General features: G+C 63.5%; 18 protein-coding genes and 2 pseudogenes. 14 read left to right on the top strand and 6 right to left on the bottom strand.

The features are described 5' to 3' along the window. Positions 1–1,086: tetratricopeptide repeat protein (locus CTR53_RS04085; protein WP_367158938.1), on the top strand; the 1,086-nt coding region annotated here is incomplete at its 5' end. A gap of 23 nt (positions 1,087–1,109) precedes the next feature. On the opposite strand, the gene fliP is transcribed toward CTR53_RS04085, so the two are convergent. From fliP to CTR53_RS04070, 3 genes are all read right to left on the bottom strand, one after another. Continuing rightward, a complete protein-coding gene (gene fliP, locus CTR53_RS04080) occupies positions 1,110–1,805 on the bottom strand; it encodes a flagellar type III secretion system pore protein FliP (RefSeq protein ID WP_290809520.1) in 696 nt (231 codons plus the stop codon). A 107-nt stretch (positions 1,806–1,912) separates the two neighbouring features. Beyond that, complete coding sequence (locus CTR53_RS04075; RefSeq protein WP_290809519.1) at positions 1,913–2,317, bottom strand: flagellar biosynthetic protein FliO; 405 nt, start codon at positions 2,315–2,317, stop codon at positions 1,913–1,915. Between the two features lie 72 nt (positions 2,318–2,389). Then, the gene (locus tag CTR53_RS04070; protein ID WP_290809518.1) at positions 2,390–2,689 is read right to left on the bottom strand and encodes an EscU/YscU/HrcU family type III secretion system export apparatus switch protein; all 300 of its coding nucleotides are present in this window, start codon (positions 2,687–2,689) and stop codon (positions 2,390–2,392) included. 161 nt (positions 2,690–2,850) lie between these two features. Between CTR53_RS04070 and flgB the strand changes: the two genes are divergently transcribed. The 12 genes and pseudogenes from flgB to recA all read left to right on the top strand — a co-directional run bounded on the left by flgB (position 2,851) and on the right by recA (position 19,476). Next, positions 2,851–3,261, top strand: a complete 411-nt coding sequence (gene flgB / locus CTR53_RS04065) for a flagellar basal body rod protein FlgB (RefSeq protein ID WP_290809517.1) — start codon at positions 2,851–2,853, stop codon at positions 3,259–3,261. A 46-nt stretch (positions 3,262–3,307) separates the two neighbouring features. Beyond that, entirely contained in the window at positions 3,308–3,718 is a 411-nt protein-coding gene (gene flgC / locus CTR53_RS04060; RefSeq protein ID WP_290809516.1) for a flagellar basal body rod protein FlgC, read from the top strand. Between the two features lie 23 nt (positions 3,719–3,741). Then, positions 3,742–4,041: a flagellar hook-basal body complex protein FliE gene (fliE, locus tag CTR53_RS04055; RefSeq protein ID WP_290809515.1), complete on the top strand. Its 300-nt coding sequence runs from the start codon at positions 3,742–3,744 to the stop codon at positions 4,039–4,041. Positions 4,042–4,149: 108 nt separating this feature from the next. Beyond that, a complete protein-coding gene (gene fliQ / locus CTR53_RS04050) occupies positions 4,150–4,416 on the top strand; it encodes a flagellar biosynthesis protein FliQ (protein WP_290809514.1) in 267 nt (88 codons plus the stop codon). A gap of 6 nt (positions 4,417–4,422) precedes the next feature. After that, complete coding sequence (locus CTR53_RS04045) at positions 4,423–5,187, top strand: flagellar biosynthetic protein FliR (protein WP_290809513.1); 765 nt, start codon at positions 4,423–4,425, stop codon at positions 5,185–5,187. 10 nt (positions 5,188–5,197) lie between these two features. Further along, entirely contained in the window at positions 5,198–6,301 is a 1,104-nt protein-coding gene (flhB, locus tag CTR53_RS04040; RefSeq protein ID WP_290809512.1) for a flagellar biosynthesis protein FlhB, read from the top strand. A gap of 7 nt (positions 6,302–6,308) precedes the next feature. Beyond that, positions 6,309–8,627 carry a PAS domain-containing sensor histidine kinase gene (locus CTR53_RS04035; RefSeq protein WP_290809511.1) on the top strand — a complete coding sequence of 773 codons (2,319 nt, stop codon included), beginning with the start codon at positions 6,309–6,311 and terminating at the stop codon, positions 8,625–8,627. A 231-nt stretch (positions 8,628–8,858) separates the two neighbouring features. After that, a pseudogene (locus tag CTR53_RS04030) lies at positions 8,859–15,464 on the top strand (beta strand repeat-containing protein); the annotation flags it as partial. Between the two features lie 166 nt (positions 15,465–15,630). Next, on the top strand, positions 15,631–16,554 hold the full coding sequence (locus CTR53_RS04025) for a hypothetical protein (protein ID WP_367158940.1): 924 nt from the start codon (positions 15,631–15,633) through the stop codon (positions 16,552–16,554). Beyond that, positions 16,545–17,048 (top strand): annotated as a pseudogene (locus CTR53_RS04020) (heme utilization protein); the annotation flags it as partial. The gene CTR53_RS04025 and the pseudogene CTR53_RS04020, both read left to right, overlap by 10 nt. Next, positions 17,028–18,056: a hypothetical protein gene (locus CTR53_RS04015; protein WP_290809698.1), complete on the top strand. Its 1,029-nt coding sequence runs from the start codon at positions 17,028–17,030 to the stop codon at positions 18,054–18,056. The pseudogene CTR53_RS04020 and the gene CTR53_RS04015, both read left to right, overlap by 21 nt. A gap of 346 nt (positions 18,057–18,402) precedes the next feature. Beyond that, positions 18,403–19,476 (top strand): recombinase RecA, encoded by a 1,074-nt coding sequence (gene recA / locus CTR53_RS04010; protein ID WP_290809510.1) that lies wholly within the window; start codon positions 18,403–18,405, stop codon positions 19,474–19,476. A gap of 133 nt (positions 19,477–19,609) precedes the next feature. On the opposite strand, the gene CTR53_RS04005 is transcribed toward recA, so the two are convergent. Continuing rightward, positions 19,610–20,575, bottom strand: coding sequence for a PrsW family glutamic-type intramembrane protease (locus tag CTR53_RS04005; RefSeq protein ID WP_290809509.1), 966 nt, complete (start codon positions 20,573–20,575; stop codon positions 19,610–19,612). A 32-nt stretch (positions 20,576–20,607) separates the two neighbouring features. Then, positions 20,608–21,156, bottom strand: coding sequence for a DUF2628 domain-containing protein (locus CTR53_RS04000; RefSeq protein ID WP_290809508.1), 549 nt, complete (start codon positions 21,154–21,156; stop codon positions 20,608–20,610). Between the two features lie 602 nt (positions 21,157–21,758). Between CTR53_RS04000 and alaS the strand changes: the two genes are divergently transcribed. Next, positions 21,759–24,404 (top strand): alanine--tRNA ligase, encoded by a 2,646-nt coding sequence (alaS, locus tag CTR53_RS03995; protein WP_290809507.1) that lies wholly within the window; start codon positions 21,759–21,761, stop codon positions 24,402–24,404. 57 nt (positions 24,405–24,461) lie between these two features. On the opposite strand, the gene CTR53_RS03990 is transcribed toward alaS, so the two are convergent. Next, the gene (locus CTR53_RS03990; RefSeq protein ID WP_290809506.1) at positions 24,462–25,676 is read right to left on the bottom strand and encodes an NADP-dependent isocitrate dehydrogenase; all 1,215 of its coding nucleotides are present in this window, start codon (positions 25,674–25,676) and stop codon (positions 24,462–24,464) included. Positions 25,677–25,698: the final 22 nt, after the last annotated feature.

Below are 25,698 nucleotides of genomic sequence, written 5' to 3'. Positions count from 1 at the left end.
GGCAGCGGCGACCGGCGCGCACGCGCGCTGGCCGAATTCGCCAAAACTGAAATGATGCTGAACCGCAAGCTGGTCAACACCCAGCAGGCCATCGAACGGCTCGACTCCCTACGCTTCGCCTGGCGCGGCGGGCCCTACGAGTTCAACCTGCTGCGGCGCCTGGGCGAGTTGCAGTTTGCCGTCGGCGATCTGCGCAGCGGCATCACCACATTCCGCCAGATTGTGAAGTATTTCCCGAAGTCGCCGGAAATGCCTCTGCTGTCGAAGCAGATGAGCGATGAATTCGCCAAGCTGTTCCTCGATGGCGGCGCGCAGTCGCTGCCGCCGCTGGTCGCTCTGGCCCTGTATTACGATTATCGCGAACTTACGCCGGTGGGGCCGGAAGGCGATGAGATCATCGGCAAGCTGGCTGATCGCCTGGTGTCGGTCGATCTGTTGAATCGCGCGGCCGAACTGCTGGAGCATCAGATCCAGTATCGCCTGCGCGGCGAAAGCCGTGCCCGCACCGGTGCCCGGCTGGCCGTAGTCTATCTGCTCGACCGCAATCCCGATGCGGCATTGAAGTCGCTGCAGGGGACAAATGCGCAGAACCTGCCGCCGGCCCTGCAGCAGGAGCGCCGCCTGCTGGAAGCGCGTGCGCTGGGCGATCTCGAACGTTTCCCGGAGGCGCTTAACCTGCTCGGCCAGGATCAGAGCCCGGATGCGCTGGCGCTGCGGGCCGAACTGCACTGGCGGGCCAAGGACTGGCTGGCCTTCGCGCGCGTGGCCGGTCTGCTGCTGGGCAATCGTGCGGCCGATCCCAGTCCGCTGCTGGCCGATGAGCGCAAGCTGGTGCTGCAACTCGCCGTCGCCTATGCGCTGAGCAACGACACGGCAGCCCTCGACGTTCTGCGCCGCAGTTACGAGCCGCGGCTGCGCGATACGCCAGACGCCGAGACCTTCAATGCCGTTGTGACGTCGGTGTCGCGCAATGCCAGCGATCCACGCCAGCTAGCCGCAACCATCGCGCAGGTCGGGCAGTATGAAGCCTTCATGAGCCGTTATCGTGACCGCGTTGCCAAGGGCGGTCTCAGCGCGATCAATTAAGCATCATCGGCCAGATGGCGGCGCTATCTGGTGACGAAGCTTTCCACCAGCGCGGCACAGACCAGGTTCCAGCCGTCCACTAGGACGAAGAAGATCAGCTTGAACGGCAGTGAGATCATCACCGGCGGCAGCATCATCATGCCCATCGACATCAGTACGCTGGCCACCACCATGTCGACCACGATGAATGGTATGAACAGCAGGAAGCCGATCTCGAAGGCGCGCTTCAGTTCACTGATCATGAACGCAGGCACCAGCACGCGCAGCGGAATCTGTTCGGCCGTGGCCGGGATCTGGGTACCGGCAAAGCCGGTGAAGAGCGCCAGATCCTTCTCACGCACATGATTGCGCATGAATTCATGGAACGGCGCAATCGAACGGTCGAAAGCGGCGCGTTCGTCAATCTGTTCCTCCATCAGCGGCTGGATGCCATCGTTATAGGCGCGCTCCAGATAGGGCTGCATGATGAAGAAGGTCAGGAACAGCGCCAGGCTCATCAGCACGGTATTCGGTGGCGTGCTCTGCGTGCCCATGGCGCTGCGCAGGATCGACAGCACCACGACAATGCGGACGAAGCTGGTGACGACCACCAGGATCGACGGCGCCAGCGCCAGTACCGTGGTCAGTGCGACCAGCTGGATCACCCGGCCGGTGATCGTGCCACCCTGGCCAAGGTCGATATTCACCGACTGCGCAAACAGCGAGGTCGGCATCATCATCAGCAACGCTGCCAGCCCGAGGCCAAGGGACAGGGGCAGGGCACGCCGACAATCCGATCGCAGGGCGGCAAGCTTCTCTCGCATGCCAAGATGCATTTTCGCGCGCATCAGCGGTCCTGTCCGCTCTTGGGGGCATCGCGGCCGGGTACACGCAAGGTGGGCCAGCCGCCGGATTCTTCCACGGGCTGCGACGAGCGGCGCACCATCGTGCCGCCGGGTGTCATGTCGTTGCGGTCGTCCGGCTGCGGCATAGGGATATTGCTTTCGATCACGAGGTCGCCATGCGTTCCGACCAGCAGCAGGTGTTCGGTGTCGTCGCGCCGCACCAGCACCAGCCGGCGGGTGCCGTCGACCGGCATGCTGTCAACCACGCCGATACGCTGACCGGGTCGCCATTTGGTACCGCGCGCCGTGGCGCCGGACAGTGCGCGGGCCCCATAATAGAACAGTGCCAGCAGCAGCAGCAGGGCGCCAAAGGCGAGAGCGACTTGGGTGAAATCGATACTGTCCATACCGGCCTGTCCGTGATTGGGCGCTACTCTGGTAGTCGGTGCCGAGTCGGGTCAAGCCGATAGGCTGGCGGCTCAGCGGCCAGGCTCGCGGCCCTGGGTGCGATAGATATAACTGAGAATCTCCGCCACTGCGGCGAAGGCTTCCACCGGGATCAGGGCATCGATATCCAGCTTGGACAGGATTTCGACCAGGTCGGAATCCTTGTGCACGGTGATGCCGTTATCGAGGGCGATTCTGAGTATCTGGTCGGCGATAAATCCCTCGCCGGTGGCCACGATGCGGGGCGCATCTTCCTTTTCCGCGTCATAGCGCAGCGCGACCGCTTTCTGTTTTGGCGGTTTTCTGGATTTTTCGAGTGATTCCTTGGCCAAGACGCGTCTGACTCGGTGGTTGAAAAGTAACGACCTGCGGCATCCTATCACGGTCAGGGGTTAACCGAATCTTTAGACACCGGAGTCAGCCTGCGGGCCAATGGAAAAGTTCTCCCGCAGCCCTCTTCGGTCGGCGGAAGGACGAGGTTTTAAGGTTCGGCATGGATCTCGACAAGATCAGTCTGGTGAAGGCGATTACCCGGCGCATGGACTGGCTGGGCGAGCGTCAGCGCGTGCTGGCAGAAAATGTCGCCAATGCCGATACCCCGGGTTACAAGCCCAAGGATCTCAAGCAGGTCAGCTTCAGCGAGTTGGTCCATGGCAGCCAGCTCTCCGGCGGCGTTGCCGCCACGCAGCCGGGCCATTTCCGCGGCCTGTCCGGACGTGCTAGCGATCACTGGCGTAGCAGTACTGCCAAGGGCTACGAGACGTCGCCGAATGGCAATTCGGTCAATCTCGAGCAGCAGATGATGAATGTGGCCGAGACGCAGGCCGAACACGGATTGATGACCAACCTCTATCGCAAGCAGGTCGGTATGCTGCGCAAGGCGTTGGGCAACCGCCAGGGCTGAGGCCAAGAGCTGAGCCAGGGCAACTGGATAGCGACGGAGACGGCGCATGGAACTTAAGAACGCAATGCAGATTTCGGCCTCGGGCATGCGCGCCCAGGGCGAGCGTCTCAAGACCATTGCCGAAAACCTCGCCAACTCGGACTCGCTCGGCAAGACGCCGGGTTCCGATCCCTATCGCCGCAAGGTCGTCTCCTTCAAGTCGGAACTCGACCGCGCGCTGGGCGCCAACTTGGTCAAGGCGCAGAAGCCGCAGCAGGATCGTTCGGATTTCGAGCTGAAATACGATCCGGGCCATCCGGCCGCCAATGCCGACGGCTATGTGAAGATGCCGAACGTGAAGTCGGTGATCGAAATGGCCGACATGCGCGAAGCGCAGCGGACTTACGAAGCCAATCTGAACGTGATCGATTCAGCCAAGGCGATGCTGAACCGCACGGTCGATCTGCTGCGCAACTGAACCATCTGACAGGGACTTGAGTCATGGCTGATTTACGCATTGCCGATACGCTGGGCCTGGGCAAGGTTCTGGGTGGCGGAGCCGAGATCGGCAAGGCCAAGGGCGGTGGCGGCTTTGGTGAAATGCTCACCGAAGCGCTGCAGGACACCGTCAATGCCCAGAAGACAGCCGAGGCGACCTCGGCCAAGGCGGTCAACGGCAAAGCGGACGTGACCGAAGTGGTGACAGCGGTGACCAATGCCGAAGTTGCGCTGGATACGGTGGTGGCGGTTCGCGACCGCGTCATCAGCGCCTATCAGGAAATCATGCGCATGCCGCTCTGATCTGCCGGCGAGTTTCCGGCAGATCGGCATAATAATCGGTCTCCTGCCCGGGGCTGGGCTGGGGTAATCGCGCACAATCGGGTAAGATCGGCCGCGGAGACCGAATCGATGACGGCCGTCGAAGTCACAGATGTTATGCGCGAAGCCATCTGGGTGCTGCTGAAGGTGGCTGGGCCGGCCATGCTCGTCAGCCTGACTGTCGGCATGGTCATCGCGCTGTTCCAGGCCGTGACGCAGCTGCAGGAACCGACCCTGACCTTCGTTCCGAAAATCGTCGCCATCTTTGGTGCCCTGATCCTCACCATGCCGTTCATGATCGGCACCATGGTGACCTTCATGGAACAGCTGGCGCAGAAGATCGCCGGCCTGGAGTAACGACGGGTGCTGCAGGAGCTTGTCGCCGGCAACGCCTACGCCTTCCTGCTGGTTTTCAGCCGCTTCGGTTCTGCCATGATGTCGTTGCCCGGCGTCGGTGAGAATGCGATCCCGGCGCGCTTCCGTCTCAGCGTGGCCCTCCTGATCTCCGCGCTGATCGTGCCGGTCGTTGGGCCGACGCTGCCGCCGTTGCCGGCGCAGCCGATGCATCTTGCCTTCCTGATCGTCACCGAAGTCGGTTTCGGCCTTGCACTGGGCGTCATGATCCGCCTGATGATGTCGGCCATGCATGTGGCGGGTACGGTGATCGCCCTGCAGGCCGGCCTGGCCTCGGCCATGCTCTTCGATCCGAACCAGGGCGGCCAGACCGCCGTGGTCTCCAGTGCGCTGGTGTTCATGGGCATTGCGCTGGTGTTCGTCACCGATCTGCATCTGCTGGGATTACAGGCCGCTTACGACAGCTATACGTTGTTTCCGCCGATGCAGGCGCCGGCCTTCGGCGATTTCGCCAATTCGGCCGTCCGTCTGGTCAATGACGGCTTCGCCCTCGGCATACGTCTGGCGGCGCCGTTCATCGTCTACGGCATCGTTTTCAATGTGGCGCTCGGGTTGCTGAACCGCCTGATGCCGTCGCTGCAGATCTTCTTCATCATGCAGGCGCCGCAGATTGCCACGTCGCTGGTCGTGCTGGGCCTGTCGCTCGCCGCGATCGGCCTTGCGTTCACTGGCCATGTCGAGGAACACATCGCCCAGTTCCTCGTAAGGCGCTAGGAGGAAGGGCATGTCGGAAGACGCTGACCCAGATTCCAAAACCGAAGACCCTTCCGGGAAACGGCTGCACGACGCAGCCGAGAAGGGCAATGTCGCCAAGTCGCAGGAAATCGGCTACTGGTTCACCTTCTTGGCAGCCAGTATCGCGCTCTGGATGCTGGCAGACTCGCTGAGCGAACGGGTGGTCGCCTCGACCAAGATATTCTTGGCGCAGCCGCATCTGATCCCGGTCGATCCCAGTCATCTGGCACGCATCGGCGTTGACCTGGCCGTCAGTATCGGCCTCGCGCTCAGCCCGGTGATCGGACTGTTTGTGATCGCCAGCGTGGCCGCCAGTCTGCTGCAGAACCCGTTTCAGGTCAGTCTCGAACGCATCAAGCCGAATTTTGCCAAACTGTCGCCCATGGCCGGCCTCAAGCGCATGATCGGCGTGCAGAATCTGGTCGAGTTCGTCAAGAACCTCATCAAGGTCTCGGTGATCGGCGGCATCCTGTTCGTCATCCTGATCCCCGAACTGGACGAGCTTGAGGTTCTGATCGACCTCGATCTGAGCGTGGTGATGCCGCTCTGCCTCAAGATCGTTGCCAAGCTGGTTGGCGCGCTGCTCGGCATCATGTTCATCGTCGCGGTCGCCGACTATCTGTACCAGCGCTACAACTTCATGAAGAACCTCCGCATGACCAAGCAGGAGGTCAAGGAAGAATACAAGGAGATCGAAGGCGATCCGCATATCAAGGCACGCCTGCGTCAGTTGCGTATGCAGCGTTCGCGCCAGCGCATGATGGCCGCCGTGCCGCAGGCCAGTGTCGTGGTCACCAACCCGACCCATTTCGCAGTGGCGCTGAAATACGAGCAGGGCCAGTCCGAAGCGCCGATCGTGGTGGCCAAGGGTGCCGACAACATCGCCTTCCGGATTCGCGAGATTGCCACCAAGAATGAGATCCCGATCATCGAGAATCCGCCGCTGGCGCGCGCGCTGTACAAGGTGGATCTGGACCAGGAAATTCCGGTCGAACATTTCCGCGCCGTCGCCGAAGTGATCTCCTACATCATGAAACTGAAGGATGGCATCCAGACCAAATACGACCCCAAGGTCGAAACGGTCGAGGAATGATGCTGCCATGGCGCTGAGCTTTGCCTCGCTGATCGGATCGCCGCGCCGTCGCGCTGCCTGGCTGCTGGCCGAGGCGAGCCCGTTTGCCCGCGCCCTCACCCGTGGCCACGAATTGCTGGCCGACAACACGGCCTATCGCGTATTGGCCGCGCGGCTCGGCGACGAGGGCGGCCATTCTCCCGATGCCCTGCTGGGCCGGGAAATCGCCAATGCCGAGATTATTGCGCGGCTGCAGAGTTTGCTGCCGCTTGGCAGGGCAGTGCAGGAAGATATCGCCGTCCATGTCGATGGTGGTGCGATCTCGCTCCGGGTCACCGCCATGCTCGCGCCGGTCTCAGTCTCGGGGCGCGGCAATTGGGTGATCTGGGACATCCAGGAAGTCGCCGACAATGCCGCCGCGCTGGTGGCGGTGCGTCAGCAGCGCGACGAATTGGCCGCCTTCATCGACAACGCACCGGTCGGCCTCTATTCGGTGGCGCCCGACGGGCGTTTCCTGTTTGCCAACCGTACCTTCGCGGCCTGGCTCGGCGGTTTGCCTGAACAACTGGTCGGCAGCGACCTGCTGCTGTCTGACGTGTTGAACCACGGCGAGGCGCGCGAGAACGAGACGATGACGCCAGACTGGCCAGGCGGGGAGGCCAAGCTGCGGCCGCTGCCGGCCGAAGGCGCCGAACCGGATCACGCCGCGCGTTTGCGTCTGGTCAGCGTCAGCCAGACGGTCGTGCCGGATGTCGACGGCAAACCGCTGCGCTACAGCGCAGTGGTGCACGATCTCGGGCTCGAACTGCGTCAGCGCGGCACGCTGCGCCCGGTGGAAGCCGAGTTCCGCCGCTTCTTCGATCAGGCGCCGATCGGTATCCTGGTACTCGATTCCGCCGGCACGATCCGCGAGGCCAATGCTGCTTTCGCCCAGCTCTGCGGCCGCGACGACTGGCTGGGCCAGCGGCTTGCCGCGCTGGTGCGCGAAGAAGATGCACTGGCGCTGGCGCGTCATCTGGTGGCACTGCGGCGCGGCGAAATCTTCAGCCGCGCGCTGGAAGTGCGGCTGGCCGGCCCACGCGAGCGCGTCGTCGAAGTCTTTGCCGCATCGTCCGCCGAACGTGAGGATGGCCAGTCGGCCCAGCTTGTCTACCTGGTCGACACGACAGACCAGCGCAATCTGCAGACCCAGTTCCATCAGAGTCAGAAGATGCAGGCTGTGGGGCAGCTTGCCGGCGGTATCGCGCACGACTTCAACAATCTTCTGACGGCGATGATCGGTTTCTGCGACCTGCTGCTGCAGCGCCATCAGCCGGGCGACCAGTCCTTCGCCGATATCATGCAGATCAAGCAGAATGCCAGCCGTGCCGCCAATCTGGTGCGGCAGCTGCTGGCCTTCTCGCGCCAGCAGACGCTGGTGCCCAAGGTGCTGGATATCACCGACGTGCTGGCCGATCTGCGTAACCTGATCGGCCGCCTGATCGGCGAGACCATCACGTTGAAGATGGTGCATGGCCGCGATCTCGGCCTGATCAAGGTGGATCAGGGCCAGCTCGAACAGGTGATCATCAATCTCGCGGTGAACGCACGTGATGCCATGGTCGACGGCGGCGAGCTGAAGATACGCACGCTCAATCATTCGGTCGAGCAGCCGACCGAACTTGGCGCCGAAATTGTTCCGGCCGGCGATTATGTGCTGGTCGAGGTGAGCGATACCGGTCATGGCATTGCGCCGGAAAACATGGCGAAGATCTTCGATCCCTTCTTCACCACCAAGGCGGTCGGAGCCGGCACCGGCCTCGGGCTCTCGACGGTCTACGGCATCATCAAGCAGACCGGTGGCTTCATTCATGTCGAAAGCATGCCCGGCGAGGGGGCCTGTTTCCGGCTTTACCTGCCGCGCCATCGGCCGAACGGCGAGGATCTCTCGGCCGGCCGCGACGATGCCCGGCCCGACAGCCGCGATCTGACCGGCCAGGGTCTGGTCCTGCTGGTCGAGGACGAGGATGCCGTCCGGGCCTTTGCCGCCCGCGCGCTACGTAACAAGGGTTACACTGTGATCGAGGCTGCCTCGGGCGAGCAGGCGCTGGCGCTCCCGCCCGAGCAGCTCGACCGGGTCGAGTTGCTGATCTCGGATGTCGTGATGCCCAATCTGGACGGCCCCAGCCTGGCCGCCCAGCTGCGCAGCCGCCGTCCCGACCTCAAAATCCTGTTTATCTCCGGTTACGCCGAGGACAGTTTACGCAACAATATGGCGAAATCGGCCGATGTGAACTTCCTGCCGAAGCCGTTCTCCCTCAGCCAGCTGGCGGGGAAGGTGAAGGAAGTGATGGACGGCACGGCCTGAAAAACCGCCGTTCGCGGCCAATGAAACCCCTGATCGTATCGACCGGGTCAAATCGTTAACGCCGTACCCGGACTGATTGCGCGAATTTTCGTGGAAAGTCCCGGGAATTCATTGGTTTTTGTCAACTTTTAATGCAAAGCTGCGGTGGGGCAGAATCGTCGTAGGGTTGCGGCGAGCGCAGGCGCAATCCGATGCCAGTATGGCGTCGGCTGACAAGGTTGGGGACTTGGGGTGGTGACGAGCGTCAGCTCCTATTCGGCAGCGCAAATCGCGGGTCTGACGACGACCGCGGTTGACGGGCTGACCACGTCCGACATCCAGTCGCTCAAATCGACCCAGATTGCCGCGCTGTCGCAGGCCGCCATTGAATCGCTCGATACCACCCAGATCGATGCGCTGAAGTCTGCGCAGGTCAAAGCCCTGACGCCGACCCAGCTGGGTTATTTCACCACCTCGCAGCTTGTCTTCGACGCCGCGCAGATTGCCGTCCTGTCCGGCGCGCAGTTGCAGGCTTTCGACACGACCAGCCTGAATCATCTGAACAGCACGCAGATAGGCGCGCTGAAGGCCAGCCAGATCCAGGGCTTGACCACTACGCAGATCGCCGGCTTCCGCGAAACAGATATTGCCGAACTGACCGCTACCCAGATCAAGGCCCTGTCCACCACACAGGTGGCGGCGCTTGAAACCTCTGACCTGAATGCGCTGAGTACTGCGCAATTCCAGGCGCTGACGGCAAGCCAGATCGCCGTCCTGAGTACGACGCAGATCGGGTCGCTGAAGGCCACGCTGGTCGGCAGCCTGACATCGACGCAGGTACGGGGACTTACGGTCAGCCAGATCGGTCGCCTGAATGAAACCCAGGCCGGTGTTCTCGCCAGTTCATCCATCGCCGCCCTCTCCAGCACCCAGATACAGGCGCTCAGCACCACCAACCTGAACGCGCTCGATACCGCGCAGATCCAGGCGCTGAAATCCAGTCAGGTTGCTGCGCTGACCGCGGCACAGATCGCGAGCCTTCGTACCACCGACATCGCTGAACTGGGCGCAACGCAGCTCAAGGCGCTGACGCCGGTACAGTTGCAGTCGCTGAGCACGACCAATCTCAATCACCTCGATACGACGCAGGTTCAGTCGCTGTCGTCCAGGGTAGCTCTGCTGAGCACGACTCAGATTGCCGGTCTCCGCACGACCGACATCGGCGAATTCAATTCGACGCAGCTGAAAGCGCTGACTCAGGCGCAGATCAGATCTCTCGCAACAACCAATGTTAATGCGCTGTCCGATGCGCAGTCGCAGGCGTTGGCGACTGCGCAGATTCGTGCGCTGACCGCCACGCAGATCGCAGCACTGGATGTCACCGCGGTCGCTGCGCTGAATTTAACGCAAATCAAGGCGTTGTCGGGAGAGCAGCTGCGCGCCCTGACGACGACAAATCTGAATTCGCTCAGCACCGCGCAGGCGCAGGCCCTGTCCGCGAGCCAGATTGGCGAATTCAGCACGACACAGATCGTGGCACTTGGCACCGGCGATATCCGCGATTTGACGGTGACCCAGATCAAGGGGCTCACGGCCGCACAGATTTCGGCGCTTGAAACCACCGATCTCAATACATTAAGCACCGCGCAGATCCAGGCGCTGAGCGACGATCAGTTCGGTGCATTGACCGCGACCCAGATCAATACACTAACCACGACGGCGCTCGGCGTCCTGACGGCATCGCAGGCCAAGGGATTTGCCCCGAACCAGCTTGACGCATTCAGCGAAACCCAGATCGGCGCGCTGACCAGTTCAGCGATCGGCGGCTTTACGGCGACGCAGTTGAAGTCGCTCAGCACCACCAACCTGAATGCGCTCGATGCCGAACAGATCGGCGGATTGTCGGGTGCCCAGGTAAAGATCCTGACCGCCACGCAGATAGCCGGGCTGCGCACCACCGATATCGCCGAACTGAACGTGACGCAGATTAAGGCGTTGAGTGCGGCGCAACTGCGCGCGCTGACGACGACAAGCCTGAATGCCCTTAATACGACCCAAATGCAGGCACTGTCGGCCATGCAGGCCGGTTCCCTCAGCCAGGAGCAGATTGAAGGCTTGCGCACCGAAGATGTCGGTGAGTTTGGGGCCACGCTGCTCAAGGCATTCAAGTCGACCCAACTGCAGTCGCTGACCACCACAAATCTGAACGCACTCGACGCGACTCAATTGCAGACCCTGCGCGGCCAGCAGATATCGCAGCTGAGCACGACGCAGATCGCAAACCTGCGCACCACCGATATCGCCGAACTGAATGCGACGCATATCAAGGGTTTGACGTCGACGCAGATGCTGGCGCTCAGCACGACGAACCTGAATGCGCTAAACGCGGCGCAGGTCCAGGCATTGACGGCGCGACATGTCAGAGGGTTGACGGCCACGCAGCTGTCCAGCTTCACGACGAGCGATATCGGTGAACTGACCACGGCGCAGGTCCGGTCGTTGACCTCCACGCAGTTGCGTGGCTTAAGCACGACGAACCTGAATGCGCTGAATACGGCGCAGGCCCAGGTGCTGACCGCCGCGCAGCTCAAAGCACTGACCACGACGCAGGTCCGGGATCTGCGGACCACCGATTTCGGTGAATTCACCGTCACCCAGATCAAGGCGCTGGGCACGACGCAGATTGCCGCACTCGAGGCGACCGACATCAACGCCTTGAATGCCGCACAGCTGCAAAGCCTGACGCGGAATCAGATTAAAGTACTCAGCCTGACCCAGCTCAGCCTGTTCAATGCGACGCAGGTCAAGACGCTGACGACGCAGCAGCTTGCCGCAATGACCACCGCGCAGCGCAATGCGCTCGGCACCGCGGCGATTGCCGGCCTGGACACGACGCAGATCCACGCGCTGACCACCGCGCAGATCGCGGCGCTGAATGAGACCCAGGTCGGCAGCCTGAGCACGACGGCGCTCTCGGCCTTTGCCTCCACGCAGCTGGCTGCGCTGACCACTTCGGCCCTGAACGCGCTCAGCTCCACCCAGATTCAGGTGCTGACGCCGCAACAGCTGGCCGGCCTGACCAAGACGCAGATTGTCGGGCTGCGTTCCACCGATCTGGGCGAACTGACCACCACGCAGATTGCCGGCCTGACCACGACGCAGGTCGCGGCGCTTGAGCCGGTCGATCTGAGCGGTCTGACCACCACGCAGGCTGGCGCGCTGACCGGAACTCAGGCTGCCGGTCTTGGCACGACGGCTCTGGCGGCACTGTCCGGCACGCAGGTTGGCGCGCTGACCACCACGGTCCTGAATGCGCTGAATACAACGCAGATCCAGGCCCTGACCACGACGCAGATCGGCGCGCTGACCACGACGCAGATCGGTGCGCTCGATGCGGATGCGATCGGTGCGCTGAACGCCACGCAGCTCAAGGCGCTGACCACGGCGCAGATCGGTGCGCTGACGCCGGCGCAGATCGGCGCCCTGTCGACCACCGCGATTGCCTCGCTCGCCACCACGCAGGTGGCCGCGCTCAGCACGACCAACCTGAATGCGCTGAATACGACGCAGGCGCAGGCGTTGACCGCCACGCAGATCGGGGCGCTGACCACCACCCAGGTCGCCGGCCTGCAGGTCGGCGATATCGGCGAATTCAGCACCACGCAGGTGCAGGCGCTGACCGCGACGCAGGTCCAGGCGCTCGCCTCCACGCAGGTGCAGGCGCTGACCGCAACTCAGATTGCCGGGCTGCGCAGCACCGATATTGCCGAACTTGGCACTGCCCAGATTCAGGCGCTCAATACCACACAGGTCGCCGCGCTGACCGAAACCCAGGCCGCAGGCCTGTCGACGACGGCGCTTAAGGCGCTGACGACGACGCAGATCGCGGCGCTCAGCACGTCGGCGCTGAATGCGCTGTCGAGCACGCAGGTGCAGGTGCTGTCGGCCGCCCAGGTGCAGGCGCTGACCACCACGCAGATCGATGGTCTGCGCAGTGGCGATATCGCCGAACTGGGCGTCACCCAGCTCAAGGCGCTGACCGCGACGCAGATCGGCAAGTTGGACGAAGGCCAGGTCGGCGGTCTGACCGGCACGGCGCTGGATGCCCTGACCGGTACGCAGGTCGCGGCGCTGACCACCGGTGCGTTGAACGCGCTCACCACCTCGCAGGTACAATCGCTATCGACGGCGCAGATTCAGGCGCTGACGGCAACACAGCTCGAAAGCCTGCGCGCCAGCGATATCGGCGAGCTGGGCGCGACGCAGATCCGCGCGCTGACCGCCACGCAGATCGCCAGCCTGACCGAAACCCAGATTGCCGGCCTGACCACGACGGCCGTGGCGGCGCTGACCACCGAACAGATCGCAGCGCTCAGCACCACCGCCCTGAACGCCTTCAGTACGGCGCAGGCGCAGACGCTGACCGCCGAGCAGGTCGCGGTGCTGACCGCGACGCAGATCGATGGCCTGCGCAGTACCGATCTCGCCGAACTGGGCACCACCCAGATCGGTGCGCTGACCGCCACGCAGATCGGCCAGTTCGACACGGCCGACCTCAATACGCTGAGCAGCACGCAGGTGGCGGCACTCAGCACCACGGCCTTGAATGCGCTGTCGACGACGCAGACCCAGACGCTGAGCACTGGGCAGATCGCGGCGCTGACTACGACGCAGATCGCCGGCCTGCGCACCGCCGATATCGCCGAGCTGGCGACCACACAGGTCCAGGCGCTGACGGCCGCGCAGGTGCAGGCGCTGACCTCGGAGCAGATCGCGGCGCTGGGCGCGACGCAGATCGCCGGGCTGCGCGCCGAGGATATCGCCGAGCTGGGCACCACGCAGATCGCCGCGCTGACCACCACGCAGCTTGGCCTGCTGGATGAAACCCAGATCGCCGGCCTGACCACCGGGCAGGTCGCGGCGCTGACCACCACGCAGATCGCGGCGCTCAGCACCACCGCGCTGAATGCCTTCAGCACGACGCAGGCGCAGGCGCTGACCTCCGATCAGGTTGCCGCACTGACCGGCACGCAGATCGCCGGCCTGCGTTCGACCGATATTGCCGAACTCGGCACGGCGCAGATCCGCGCGCTGACGACGACGCAGGTTGCCGGGCTGAGCGAAGACCAGGTCGGTGCGCTGGCTGGCACTGCCGTGGCGGCACTCGCCGGCACGCAGGTCGCGGCACTGACCACGACGAATGTGAATGCCCTGAGTCAAACTCAGGTGCAGGCGCTGGCGGGCAGCCAGATTGCGGCGCTGACCACGACGCAGATCGCCGGCCTGCGTACCGGCGACATCGCCGAGCTGGACACCACGCAGATTGCGGCCCTGACCACGACGCAGATCCGCGCGCTCGACACGACCAATCTGGGTGCGCTGTCGACGGCGCAGGCGCAGGCGCTGACCTCCGAACAGGTCGCGGCGCTGACCACGACGCAGATCGCCGGGCTTCAGACTGGCGATATCGCCGAATTCGGCACGGCCCAGCTGCAGGCGCTGACCACCACGCAGATTGGCGTGCTGGATGAAACCCAGGCCGGCGCGCTGAGCACGACGGCGCTGGCTGCACTGTCCGGCACGCAGATCGCGGCCCTGACCACCACGGCGCTGAACGCCCTGACGACCGATCAGATCCAGTCGCTGTCGGGCGGGCAGATCGCCGCCCTGACCACGACACAGATTTCCAGCCTGCGCATCACCGATATCGGCGAACTGGATACCGACCAGGTCGCGGCGCTGAGCGCGACGCAGCTGCAGGCGCTGGGCACCACCAATCTGAATGCGCTGAACACGACGCAGGCGCAGGCGCTGACCACGTCGCAGATCCAGGCACTGTCGACCACGCAGATCGCCAACCTGGGCACTGCCGACATCGCCGACCTGACCACCGGGCAGATTGCTGCGCTGACCACGGCGCAGGTGCAGGCGCTCGGCACCAATGTGAATGCCTTCGATACGACCCAGGCGCAGGCGCTGTCGACCACGCAGCTCGCCGCGCTGACCACGGCGCAGATCGTGGGCCTGCGCGGCACCGATATCGCCGAGCTGACCACCACGCAGTTGCAGGCGCTGACCACCACGCAGATCGGCGCGCTGACGGCAACCCAGGTTTCCGGTCTTGCCACCACGGCGGTGGCTGCGCTGGCTGACACCCAGATTGCCGCCCTGACGACCTCGGCCCTGAACGCGCTCAATACGGATCAGGTGCGGGCGCTGACCACCACGCAGATCGATGCTCTGACGACGACGCAGATCGCCGGCCTGCGCACCACGGATATCGCCGAACTGGGCGCCGAGCAGGTCTCGGTGCTGGCGGCGACGCAGTTGCAGGCGCTGGGTACTGCCAACCTGAATGCGCTGAATGCGACACAGGTGCAGGCACTGTCGACCACGCAGATCGTCGCGCTGACCACATCGCAGATCGCCGGGCTTCAGACCGGCGATATCGCTGAACTGACCGCCACGCAGGTCGCGGCGCTGAGCGCGACGCAGCTGCAGGCGCTGGGCACCACCAATCTGAATGCGCTGAACACCACGCAGGCGCAGGCGCTCACCACCTCGCAGATCCAGGCGCTGTCGACCACGCAGATCGCCAATCTGGGCGCCGGCGACATTGCCGACCTGACCACCGAGCAGATTGCCGCGCTGACCACAGCGCAGGTGCAGGCGCTCGGCACCAGTGTGAATGCCTTCGATACGACCCAGGCACAGGCGCTGACGACCACGCAGATCGGCGCGCTGACCAATACGCAGGTCGCTGGCCTGCGCGGCACCGATATCGCCGAGCTTACCACCACACAGCTGCGCGCGCTCACCACGTCGCAGATCGGTGCGCTGACCGAGACCCAGGTCTCGGGCCTGGCCACCACGGCGCTGACCGCGCTGGCCGGTACGCAAATCGCGGCGTTGACCACCTCGGCTCTGAATGCCCTGAGCCAGACCCAGACGCAGGCGCTGACCACCACGCAGATCGATGCGCTGACNNGGCACGAACAACCTGAACGCCCTGACCGCCACGCAGGTGCAGGCGCTGAGCACGACGCAGATCGTCGCGCTGAGCACGACGCAGATCGCCGGCCTGCGCACCACCGATATCGCCGAGCTGACTGCGACGCAGATTGCCGCGCTGACCACGGCACAGTTGCGCGCCCTCAGCACGGCCAGCCTGAATGCATTCAACACGACCCAGGCGCAGGCGCTGAGCGCCACGCAGGTGGCCGCACTGACCACGACGCAGATTGCCGGGCTTCAGACGGGCGATATTGCCGAACTGACCGCCACGCAGATCGGCGCGCTGACCACCGCGCAGGTCCAGGCGCTCAGCACCGCGAACCTGAACGCGCTGAACACGACACAGGCGCAGGCCCTGGGCACCGCGCAGATCGCCGCGTTGACCACGACGCAGGTTGCGAGCCTGCGCAGCACGGATATCGCCGAGCTGACCACCACGCAGCTGCGTGCATTCACCACCGCGCAGATCGGCGCGCTGAATGCCGCACAGGTTGGCGCGCTGACCACAACTGCCGTGGGCGCACTGGCCGCCACGCAGGTGGCGGCCCTCACCACCGCGGCATTGAACGCCCTGACCACCAGCCAGGTGCAGGCGCTCAACTCGACCCAGGTCGCCGCCCTGACCACGACGCAGATTGCCGGGCTGCGCACCACCGATATCGCCGAACTGGATACCGATCAGGTTTCGGCTCTGACCTCGGCGCAGGTGCAGGCGCTCGGCACCGGCAACCTCAATGCCCTGAACACGACGCAGGCGCAGTCGCTGACCACGTCGCAGATCGCCGCCCTGACCACCAGCCAGGTGGCCAACCTGCGCACCACCGACATCGCCGAACTGACCACCACGCAGTTGCGCGCGCTGACCACCACCCAGGTCGGCGTGCTGAGTGCGGTCCAGGTTGGCGTCCTGACACCGACGACCGTGNNGCCCTGAATGCCAACCAGGTTTCGGCGCTGGGCACCGACCAGGTCGCGGCACTCACCACGACGCAGATCGCCGGCCTGCGCAGTACCGATATTGCCGAATTCAGCACCACGCAGATCCGCGCGTTGACCACGGCGCAGATCCAGGCGCTCGGCACGGCCAACCTGAATACGCTGTCGACGGCGCAAACCCAGGCACTGGCTTCCACGCAGGTCGCGGCATTGACCACGACGCAGATCGCGGCTCTGCGCACCACCGATATCGCCGAACTCGGCACCACGCAGGTCGCGGCTCTGACCACCACGCAGCTGCGTGCGCTGAGCAGCGCCAATCTGAATGCGCTGGTCACCACGCAGGTGCAGGCGCTGACCACGGATCAGGTCGGCGCGCTGACCACCGCGCAGATCGCGGCGCTTCGCACCGGCGACATCGCCGAGCTCGGCACCACGCAGGTGGCCGCCCTGACCACGGCGCAGATCGCCGTGCTGGGCACCGCGCAGATCGGCGCGCTGAATGCCACGCAGGTGGCGGCGCTTGAGACCGGCGATCTGAATGCCTTTACCACCACGCAGACGCGGGCGCTCAGCACCGCGCAGATCCGGGCACTGACCACGACGCAGATCGGCGGCCTGCGCAGCACCGATATCGGCGAACTGACCACCACGCAGGTGGTGGCGCTGACCACGGCGCAGATCCAGGCGCTCGGCAGCACCGGCTTCAATGCCCTGTCGGCGACGCAGGTGGCGGCGCTGAACAGCACGCAGCTCGGTGCGCTGACCACCACCCAGCTCGGCGGTCTCAGCTCCAGCGACATCGCGGAGCTCGGCACGACCCAGATCAAGGGCCTGACCACCACCGCGATCGCCGGCCTCACCACCACCAACCTGAATGCGCTGACCACGACGCAGACGCAGGCGCTGACCACCACGCAGGTCGCGGCGCTGACCACGACTCAGATCGGCGGGCTCCGGACCACCGATATCGGCGAATTCACCACCACGCAGGTGAAGGCGCTGACCTCGGCGCAGATCGGCGCGCTGGGTACCAGCAACTTCAATGCGCTGAACACCACCCAGGTGCAGGCACTGGCCAATTCGCAGATCGCCGCGCTGACCACGTCGCAGATTGCCAACCTGCGCACCACCGATATCGGCGAACTGGATACCGACCAGATTGCCGCGCTCACCACCACCCAGCTGCAGACGCTCAGCACCACGAACCTGAATGCGCTGGATAACCAGCAGGCCCGGTCGCTGAGTTCAACCCAGATCCGCGCGCTGACCACGACGCAGATCGCCGGTCTGCGCGCGACCGATGTGGACGAACTCCACCACATGCAGATTCAGGCCTTCACCACGACGCAGATCTCCGCGATCTCCGTTACGGCGATCCCCGGCCTGGGCATTAACGACATCATCGGCCTCAGCCCGGCCCAGGCACAGGCCTTCACGCAGCAGCAGGTGGGCGCGATGCATTGGGCGCAATACTGGGCCTGGCTGCGGGCGCTGTAAGCACTCCGGCGCTGCGTCGTCGTTGCTTTTCCTGATTGATTGACTGCTTGTTTTCGCTACCATATGGCGAAATCGCACCTCGTTTGCTTTGCTATTTCAGCCATTTCGACCCGCTGGAGCGGGCGGGAGGGCAGGGCGGCGGCATGTCCGGTGGGGAATCGCCTGTGCCCGAACAGACCGGAACAGGCTGGCGTTCTACTGGGAACATCTCGGGAATATTCCATAAATATCAAGCACCTGTAGGGCACTGCATTTTCTTCTGGACAATGGCAACGATATGAGAACATATGGGGTCAGAACGGCGTATAATTGCAATTCACCGGCCCCCATGAAAGGATGCCCGCAAATGTCGTCCCCCTCACTTCGCGTCGTGGAAAAAGAGAACATGGATAAGGGTAAGGCTCTGGAAGCTGCGCTCTCGCAGATCGAGCGCAATTTCGGCAAGGGCTCGGTGATGAAGCTCGGCCAGCGCCAGAGCATGGAGATCGAGGCGATCTCCACCGGTTCACTCGGCCTGGATATCGCGCTCGGCATCGGCGGCCTGCCCAAGGGCCGTATCGTTGAAGTCTACGGTCCGGAAAGCTCGGGCAAGACCACCATCGCACTCCATGTCGTGGCCGAGGCCCAGAAGAAGGGCGGTACCTGCGCCTTCGTCGACGCCGAACACGCGCTCGACCCGTCCTATGCCCGCAAGCTCGGCGTCAACATCGAAGAGCTGCTGATCTCGCAGCCCGATACCGGTGAGCAGGCGCTGGAAATCGCCGACACCCTGGTGCGCTCCGGCGCCATCGACGTGCTGGTCATCGACTCGGTCGCCGCCCTGGTGCCGCAGGCCGAACTCGAAGGCGAGATGGGCGATACCCATGTGGGCCTGCAGGCCCGCCTGATGAGCCAGGCCTTGCGCAAGCTGACCGCCTCGATCTCCAAGTCGAACTGCATGGTCATCTTCATCAACCAGATCCGCATGAAGATCGGCGTGATGTTCGGCAGCCCGGAAACCACCACCGGCGGCAACGCGCTGAAATTCTATGCTTCGGTCCGCCTCGACATCCGCCGCATCGGCGCGATCAAGATCCGCGACGAGGTGGTGGGCAACCAGACCCGCGTGAAGGTGGTGAAGAACAAGGTTTCGCCCCCGTTCAAGGTGGTCGACTTCGACATCATGTATGGCGAAGGCGTGTCCAAGACCGGCGAACTGATCGACCTAGGCGTGAAAGCCAATGTGGTCGAGAAGTCGGGCTCCTGGCTCTCCTTCGACAGCCAGCGCATCGGTCAGGGCCGCGAGGCCGCCAAGACCTTCCTCAAGGAAAACCCGGAAGTGGCCAATCGTATCGAAGCCGCGATCAAAGCCAATACCGGCCTGGTCGCCGCCGCCATCGATGCCGGCCCGGAAGGCAAGGACGACGACGACGCCGAGTAAAAGTTTCGCCCTGCTCAACGCCGGTAAACCACGGCGCCTGAGTTAATTCTCCTCCATGGGCAAAGCCCCGGCAGCGGACCTCGCTGCCGGGGTTTCTTTTTTTGGAGCGGGGAGGGGCGTAAAGTTCCCTAGGCTATTCTGTCGACAGGGATTGATTGCGACGAAGCCGCGTGATGCGGCGCATTGCCCATCCCTGATACAGGGCTCCGCAGGCATACAGCAAAAAAATCCCAGCAAGAGGCATCGCGCCGGGCGGGCTGCGCCAGATCACCGCCACAAGAACCAATGCCGCGCCAGCCAGCAGCAGGATACCGAGCACCAGCCATCCCACCATCTCAATCAGGACCATGCGGCGGCGCCATGGCGATGCATCGGGCGGTTCCAGGCGGCTTGCAGTGCGGGATTCGCGCCGCATGACATGGACTGACAATGCCGCCGCCATGAATGCTCCAATCAATGCGATGGCCGTGGTAATTCGGCCCCCCACGATCAGATGCCATGGCGTTCCCTGCAATGCCGTAGCCTGGTCCATCAGCATGATGGGGAAGTTGAACAGTCCATGGAATACAATGGCGAGGACAACACCCATAACTGGCCAGATGATCCTGCGCCGCATTTCATAGAGTGCGAGGCCGCCACCGATCATGACGCCATGGAAAATATGCGACGGGACACTCAGCAACGCGCGGATGAATGCCGTGCCGAACTGGTTCTCGGCTTTCATGATGTAGGCGATGTTTTCCAGGGCCGCAAATCCGCCGGCGACGGCCGCGCCGATTACGATGAAATCATGCGGGAAGCAGCGGTCGATGCTCCGGCGGGCAATAACAAAAATCACCGCCAGTTTCGCAAGTTCTTCGGGGATTGCCGCACCTGCAAATGCCCTGATCCAGGCTCCGGTGACGGGAGCGCCGCGGAAAGCATCAAGGCCGGCCAGCGTGACGGCAGCGACAACCAGCAGGGCGCTGCAGGCACCGACGAAGAAGGCTTCCCAGGCCAGGCCGGCCGCCATTCTTTCGTGGTCGCGCGACCGGAACCAGAAGGTCGTCAGGATCGCCGGTATGACTGCAACGGCAAGGATCAGAAAGCTCTGCATCATTGTGCCGTCTGCCGTTTGGCTCCTGACGCCGGTCAGCCTTTCGTGGCGCCAGCGATGATGATGATGAATACTGCAGCGGTGAGGGCGCCACCAAGGATGGCGCCGAAGATCGAGACGCCGCCGGCGCGCCGAATCAGGTCATCGCGCGACTGCGGCGACAGGTCGATGCGTTTCTCGATCCGCGTGACGCGCTGACGGGCGTAGTAGAAATAAACCGGGTTGGCCATCACGGATATTGCGATGGCGATGCCTGTATTGCCCGACATGCTGAAACTCGGGAACAGCAGCGCGATCACAATCGGGGTGACGAGAAGCACGGCGCCGTACAGATACATGCGGCGATAAAAGAACCAGGCGATGGGGAAAAACATTGCAGCGAAGTTCATGCGGTCGAAATAGCCCACCGACCGCCTCGCGCCGTGACGATTATTCGTCCAGTCGCGATCCTCGTAGTAAAAAAGCAGGAATCTTTCGGCGTTGCGCCCGAAGAACAGTCGCAGGAGCCGTTCCATGCTGCGGTCGGTTTCAGCCGCAGGGGCCGCCTCGGCGACCGTTGCCCCGGTCGTCGTCGTCTCGGTCATGTCCGTCAAAGCTTTCCCCCGTGCTTCTCCCTGCGTTGCATTTGTAGCACACCGGAACTGCGCGCATAACGTGTACCTTTTTGCTGATAGGCAAGGTTGTCTTCCGGACCTCGGGCGCTATCTGACAGGGGAGAAGTTCTCTCCTTCATGGATCCCGGTATCGCCCACGCGATACCGGGTTTTTTGTGCCCTTGATCCGGCCGGGCAGTACCCTAAATGTTCCTGTCCGGGGCCTGCTGCCCGACTGGTCGGATAAGTCTCTGATCGGGCAGGGGGAAGCGGCAGGTAAGCCGGATGACGGGTTCGATAAGCTCGGAATAAGCACGGAATAAGCATCAAATAAGGAAAAATAAGACCGCTATAAGCCTGAACAAGCCTCGGACAAGACCCGACAAGACGCATCGGGGCATCCTGTCGGACCACCGCAATTCCCTATCCGGACAGGCACTTACCCCACCTTCCGTTGGCTGGACAGGGGCGGGAGGGGACGTTAAGACAGGTCGCTTGCCGGATGGGGTCCGGCTCGTGACAATCTGACCAGCAAATGACAATGGCGCCCTGCCAAAGTTGGACCGGGCGCCGCCGACCAGGGGTTGAAGTCCATGTCCTCCGCCAGCGATGTCCGCCAGGCCTTCCTCGATTACTTTGCCAAAAACGGGCATAGCGTGGTCGAGTCTTCGCCGCTGGTGCCGCGTAACGACCCGACCCTGATGTTCACCAACGCGGGCATGGTGCAGTTCAAGAATGTCTTCACCGGCCAGGAGAAGCGCCCCTATACGCGTGCCACCACCTCGCAGAAATGCGTGCGCGCCGGCGGCAAGCATAACGACCTCGACAATGTGGGCTACACCGCGCGGCATCACACCTTCTTCGAGATGCTTGGCAATTTCTCCTTCGGCGATTACTTCAAGGACGATGCGATCCCGCTGGCCTGGAACCTGATCACCAGGGATTACGGCCTGCCGAAAGAGAAGCTCTGGGTCACCGTCTATCACGACGACGACCAGGCCTTTAACATCTGGAAAAAGATCGGCGTGCCGGAAGATCGCATCGTGCGTATCGCCACGTCCGACAACTTCTGGGCCATGGGCGATACCGGTCCCTGCGGTCCCTGTTCGGAAATCTTCTACGACCACGGCGACAAGATTTTCGGCGGCCCGCCGGGCAGCTCGGATGCCGATGGCGACCGCTATATCGAGATCTGGAATCTCGTCTTCATGCAGTTCGAGCAGGTGACGAAGGAGCAGCGCGTCAGCCTGCCCAAGCCCTCCATCGACACCGGCATGGGCCTGGAGCGCATCACCGCCGTGATGCAGGGCAAGCACGACAATTACGATATCGATCTCATGCGCGCGCTGATCGAAGCCTCGGCCGATGCCTCCGGCACCGATGCGGACGGCCCACATAAGGTGAGCCATCGCGTGGTGGCCGACCATCTGCGGTCGTCCTGCTTCCTGATCGCCGATGGCGTGTTGCCGTCGAACGAGGGCCGCGGCTATGTGCTGCGCCGGATCATGCGCCGCGCCATGCGCCATGCCCAGCTGATGGGCTGCAAGGACCCGCTGATGTACCGGCTGGTGCCGGCGCTGGTGTCGGAGATGGGCCGCGCCTATCCCGAACTCGGCCGCGCCGAAGCGCTGATCGCCGAGACGCTGAAACTGGAAGAGACCCGTTTCAAGCAGACGCTGGATCGCGGCCTCAGGCTGCTCGACGAAGCGACCGGCAGCATGAGCAAGGGTGACCGCCTGCCGGGCGAGACCGCGTTCAGGCTCTACGACACCTTTGGTTTCCCGCTCGACCTGACACAGGATGCGCTGCGTCCGCGCGGCATCGAGGTCGATCTCGACGGCTTCCAGACCGCCATGGCGGCGCAGAAGGCGGAAGCGCGCAAGGCCTGGGCCGGCTCGGGCGAAGCCGCGACCGAGAAGGTCTGGTTCGAGATCAAAGAGGAAAAAGGCGCCACCGAATTCCTCGGCTACGACACGCAAGTCGCCGAAGGCCGCATCGACGCCATCGTGGTCGGCGGCCAGCCGGTAAATGAAGCGAAGACCGGCAGCGAAGTTGCCGTCGTGCTGAACCAGACGCCGTTCTACGGCGAGTCCGGCGGCCAGCAGGGCGACAGCGGCATCATTACGACCGCTGGCGGCGCCAAGGTCGAGATCAGCGACACGCAGAAGAAGCTCGGCGCGCTGCATGCCCATCTCGGCAAGGTGGTCGCGGGCACGCTGACTGTTGGCGACATGGCGATCCTCACCGTGGATGCCACGCGTCGCGGTGCGATTGCCTCCAATCACTCCGCCACGCATCTGCTGCATGCCGCCCTGCGTCGCAAGCTGGGCGACCACGTCACGCAGAAGGGCTCGCTGGTGTCGCCGGATCGTTTCCGCTTCGACATCAGCCATCCCAAGCCGATTTCGGCCGACGAGATGCAGGCGGTCGAGGCCGAGGTCAACGCGATGATCCGGCAGAACGATGCCGTCACCACGCGGCTGATGACGCCGGATGAAGCCATCAAGGCCGGCGCCATGGCGCTGTTCGGCGAGAAGTATGGCGACGAAGTGCGCGTGCTCTCGATGGGCAAGCTCGACGACGGCAAGGACTACTCGACCGAACTCTGCGGCGGTACGCATGTGAAGCGCACCGGCGATATCGCGCTGTTCAAGATCGTCGGCGAGGGCGCGGTCGCGGCCGGCGTTCGTCGTGTCGAGGCGCTGACCGGCGAAGCGGCGCGGCATTACTTCCTCGAACAGGAAGGCATGCTGCAGGCCGCAGCCGATGCACTGAAGGCGCAGCCAAAGGATGTGCCGCAGCGTATCGCGTCGCTCATGGAAGAGCGCCGCAAGCTGGAGCGCGAACTGTCGGACCTGCGCAGGCAGCTGGCGACCGGCGGCGGTTCGGGCGGGCCCCAGGTGAAGGATGTGAACGGCGTGAAATATGCCGCACGCAGCCTCGACGGCGTGCCGGCCAAGGACCTGCGCGGCATGGTCGATGCCATCAAGAAAGAAATCGGCTCCGGCGTCGTCGCGCTGACTTCGGTCGCTGACGGCAAGGTCTCGGTGGTGGTGGGCGTGTCGAACGACCTGACCGCGAAGATCAATGCAGCCGAACTGGTGAAGATCGCGACCCCTCTTATTGGTGGACAAGGCGGCGGTGGCCGGCCTGACTTTGCGCAGGGCGGCGGTGCCGATCCCGCCGGCGCAGAGAAGGCGCTGGACGCGATTGCCGCAGAGATCGGCAAGGCCGCTTAAAAAGAAAAAGGGCCGCGGTGACGCGGCCCTTCTCGTCGGCAGGAAAGAACTGGCAGCTTACGCCGCCAGCGCCTTCTTCAGGTTCTCGTCGATCTTGTCGAGGAACTTCTGGGTCGTCAGCCAGGGCTGGTCCTTCGAGATCAGGATCGCAAGATCCTTGGTCATGAAGCCGGCTTCGACGGTCGAGACGCAGACCTTTTCCAGCGTATGGGCGAACTTGTCCAGATCGGCATTGTTGTCCAGCTTGGCGCGATGCATCAGGCCGCGCGTCCAGGCGAAGATCGAGGCGATCGGGTTGGTCGAGGTCTCGCGACCGGCCTGATGCTCGCGATAGTGGCGCGTCACCGTGCCATGAGCGGCTTCGGCTTCGACGGTCTTGCCATCGGGGGTCATCAGCACGGAGGTCATCAGACCCAGCGAGCCGTAACCCTGCGCCACCACGTCGGACTGCACGTCGCCGTCGTAGTTCTTGCAGGCCCAGACGAACTTGCCCGACCACTTGATCGCGCAGGCGACCATGTCGTCGATCAGGCGATGTTCGTAGGTGATGCCGGCGGACTTGAACTTGTCGGCGAACTCCTTCTCGAAGACCTCTTCGAACAGATCCTTGAAGCGGCCGTCATAGGCCTTGAGGATCGTGTTCTTGGTCGACAGATACAGCGGCCAGCCGCGCACCAGCGAATAGTTCATGCTGGAACGCGCGAAGTCGCGGATCGAGTCATCCAGGTTGTACATCGCCATGGCGACGCCCGAACCCGGCGACTTGAAGACTTCCTTCTCGATCACCTTGCCGTCTTCGCCGACGAACTTGATGGTCAGCGTGCCCTTGCCGGGGAACCTGAAGTCGGTGGCGCGATACTGGTCGCCGAAGGCATGGCGGCCGACCACGATCGGGTCGTTCCAGTGCGGCACCAGGCGCGGCACGTTCTTGCAGATGATCGGCTCGCGGAAGATCGTGCCGCCGATGATGTTGCGGATCGTGCCGTTCGGCGACTTCCACATTTCCTTCAGCTTGAACTCGGTGACGCGCTGTTCGTCCGGCGTGATGGTGGCGCATTTGACGCCGACGCCGTGCTTCAGGATGGCCTGTGCGCTGTCGATGGTGACCTGGTCGTTGGTCTGGTCGCGGTATTCGACGCCGAGATCGTAGTAGAGCAGATCCACATCCAGATACGGCAGGATCAGCTTCTCCTTGATGAACTTCCAGATGATGCGGGTCATCTCGTCGCCGTCGAGCTCGACGACCGGATTTTTGACCTTGATCTTCGCCATAAAAGGCTCCCTCCACAGGCTC

It is taken from the genome of Ferrovibrio sp., from assembly GCF_002796975.1.
Lineage (GTDB): Bacteria > Pseudomonadota > Alphaproteobacteria > Ferrovibrionales > Ferrovibrionaceae > Ferrovibrio.
This window is presented reverse-complemented; position numbering and strand designations above follow the sequence as displayed.

What these genes read in the sequence shown, in the direction of transcription:
- CTR53_RS04000 (WP_290809508.1), bottom strand. Translation starts at nt 21,156, where the DNA reads ATGACCGAGACGACGACGACCGGGGCAACGGTCGCCGAGGCGGCCCCT.
- CTR53_RS04075 (WP_290809519.1), bottom strand. Translation starts at nt 2,317, where the DNA reads ATGGACAGTATCGATTTCACCCAAGTCGCTCTCGCCTTTGGCGCCCTG.
- fliP (WP_290809520.1), bottom strand. Translation starts at nt 1,805, where the DNA reads ATGATGATGCCGACCTCGCTGTTTGCGCAGTCGGTGAATATCGACCTT.
- fliE (WP_290809515.1), top strand. Translation starts at nt 3,742, where the DNA reads ATGGCTGATTTACGCATTGCCGATACGCTGGGCCTGGGCAAGGTTCTG.
- fliQ (WP_290809514.1), top strand. Translation starts at nt 4,150, where the DNA reads ATGACGGCCGTCGAAGTCACAGATGTTATGCGCGAAGCCATCTGGGTG.
- recA (WP_290809510.1), top strand. Translation starts at nt 18,403, where the DNA reads ATGTCGTCCCCCTCACTTCGCGTCGTGGAAAAAGAGAACATGGATAAG.
- CTR53_RS03990 (WP_290809506.1), bottom strand. Translation starts at nt 25,676, where the DNA reads ATGGCGAAGATCAAGGTCAAAAATCCGGTCGTCGAGCTCGACGGCGAC.
- CTR53_RS04035 (WP_290809511.1), top strand. Translation starts at nt 6,309, where the DNA reads ATGGCGCTGAGCTTTGCCTCGCTGATCGGATCGCCGCGCCGTCGCGCT.
- CTR53_RS04005 (WP_290809509.1), bottom strand. Translation starts at nt 20,575, where the DNA reads ATGATGCAGAGCTTTCTGATCCTTGCCGTTGCAGTCATACCGGCGATC.
- alaS (WP_290809507.1), top strand. Translation starts at nt 21,759, where the DNA reads ATGTCCTCCGCCAGCGATGTCCGCCAGGCCTTCCTCGATTACTTTGCC.
- flgB (WP_290809517.1), top strand. Translation starts at nt 2,851, where the DNA reads ATGGATCTCGACAAGATCAGTCTGGTGAAGGCGATTACCCGGCGCATG.
- flgC (WP_290809516.1), top strand. Translation starts at nt 3,308, where the DNA reads ATGGAACTTAAGAACGCAATGCAGATTTCGGCCTCGGGCATGCGCGCC.
- flhB (WP_290809512.1), top strand. Translation starts at nt 5,198, where the DNA reads ATGTCGGAAGACGCTGACCCAGATTCCAAAACCGAAGACCCTTCCGGG.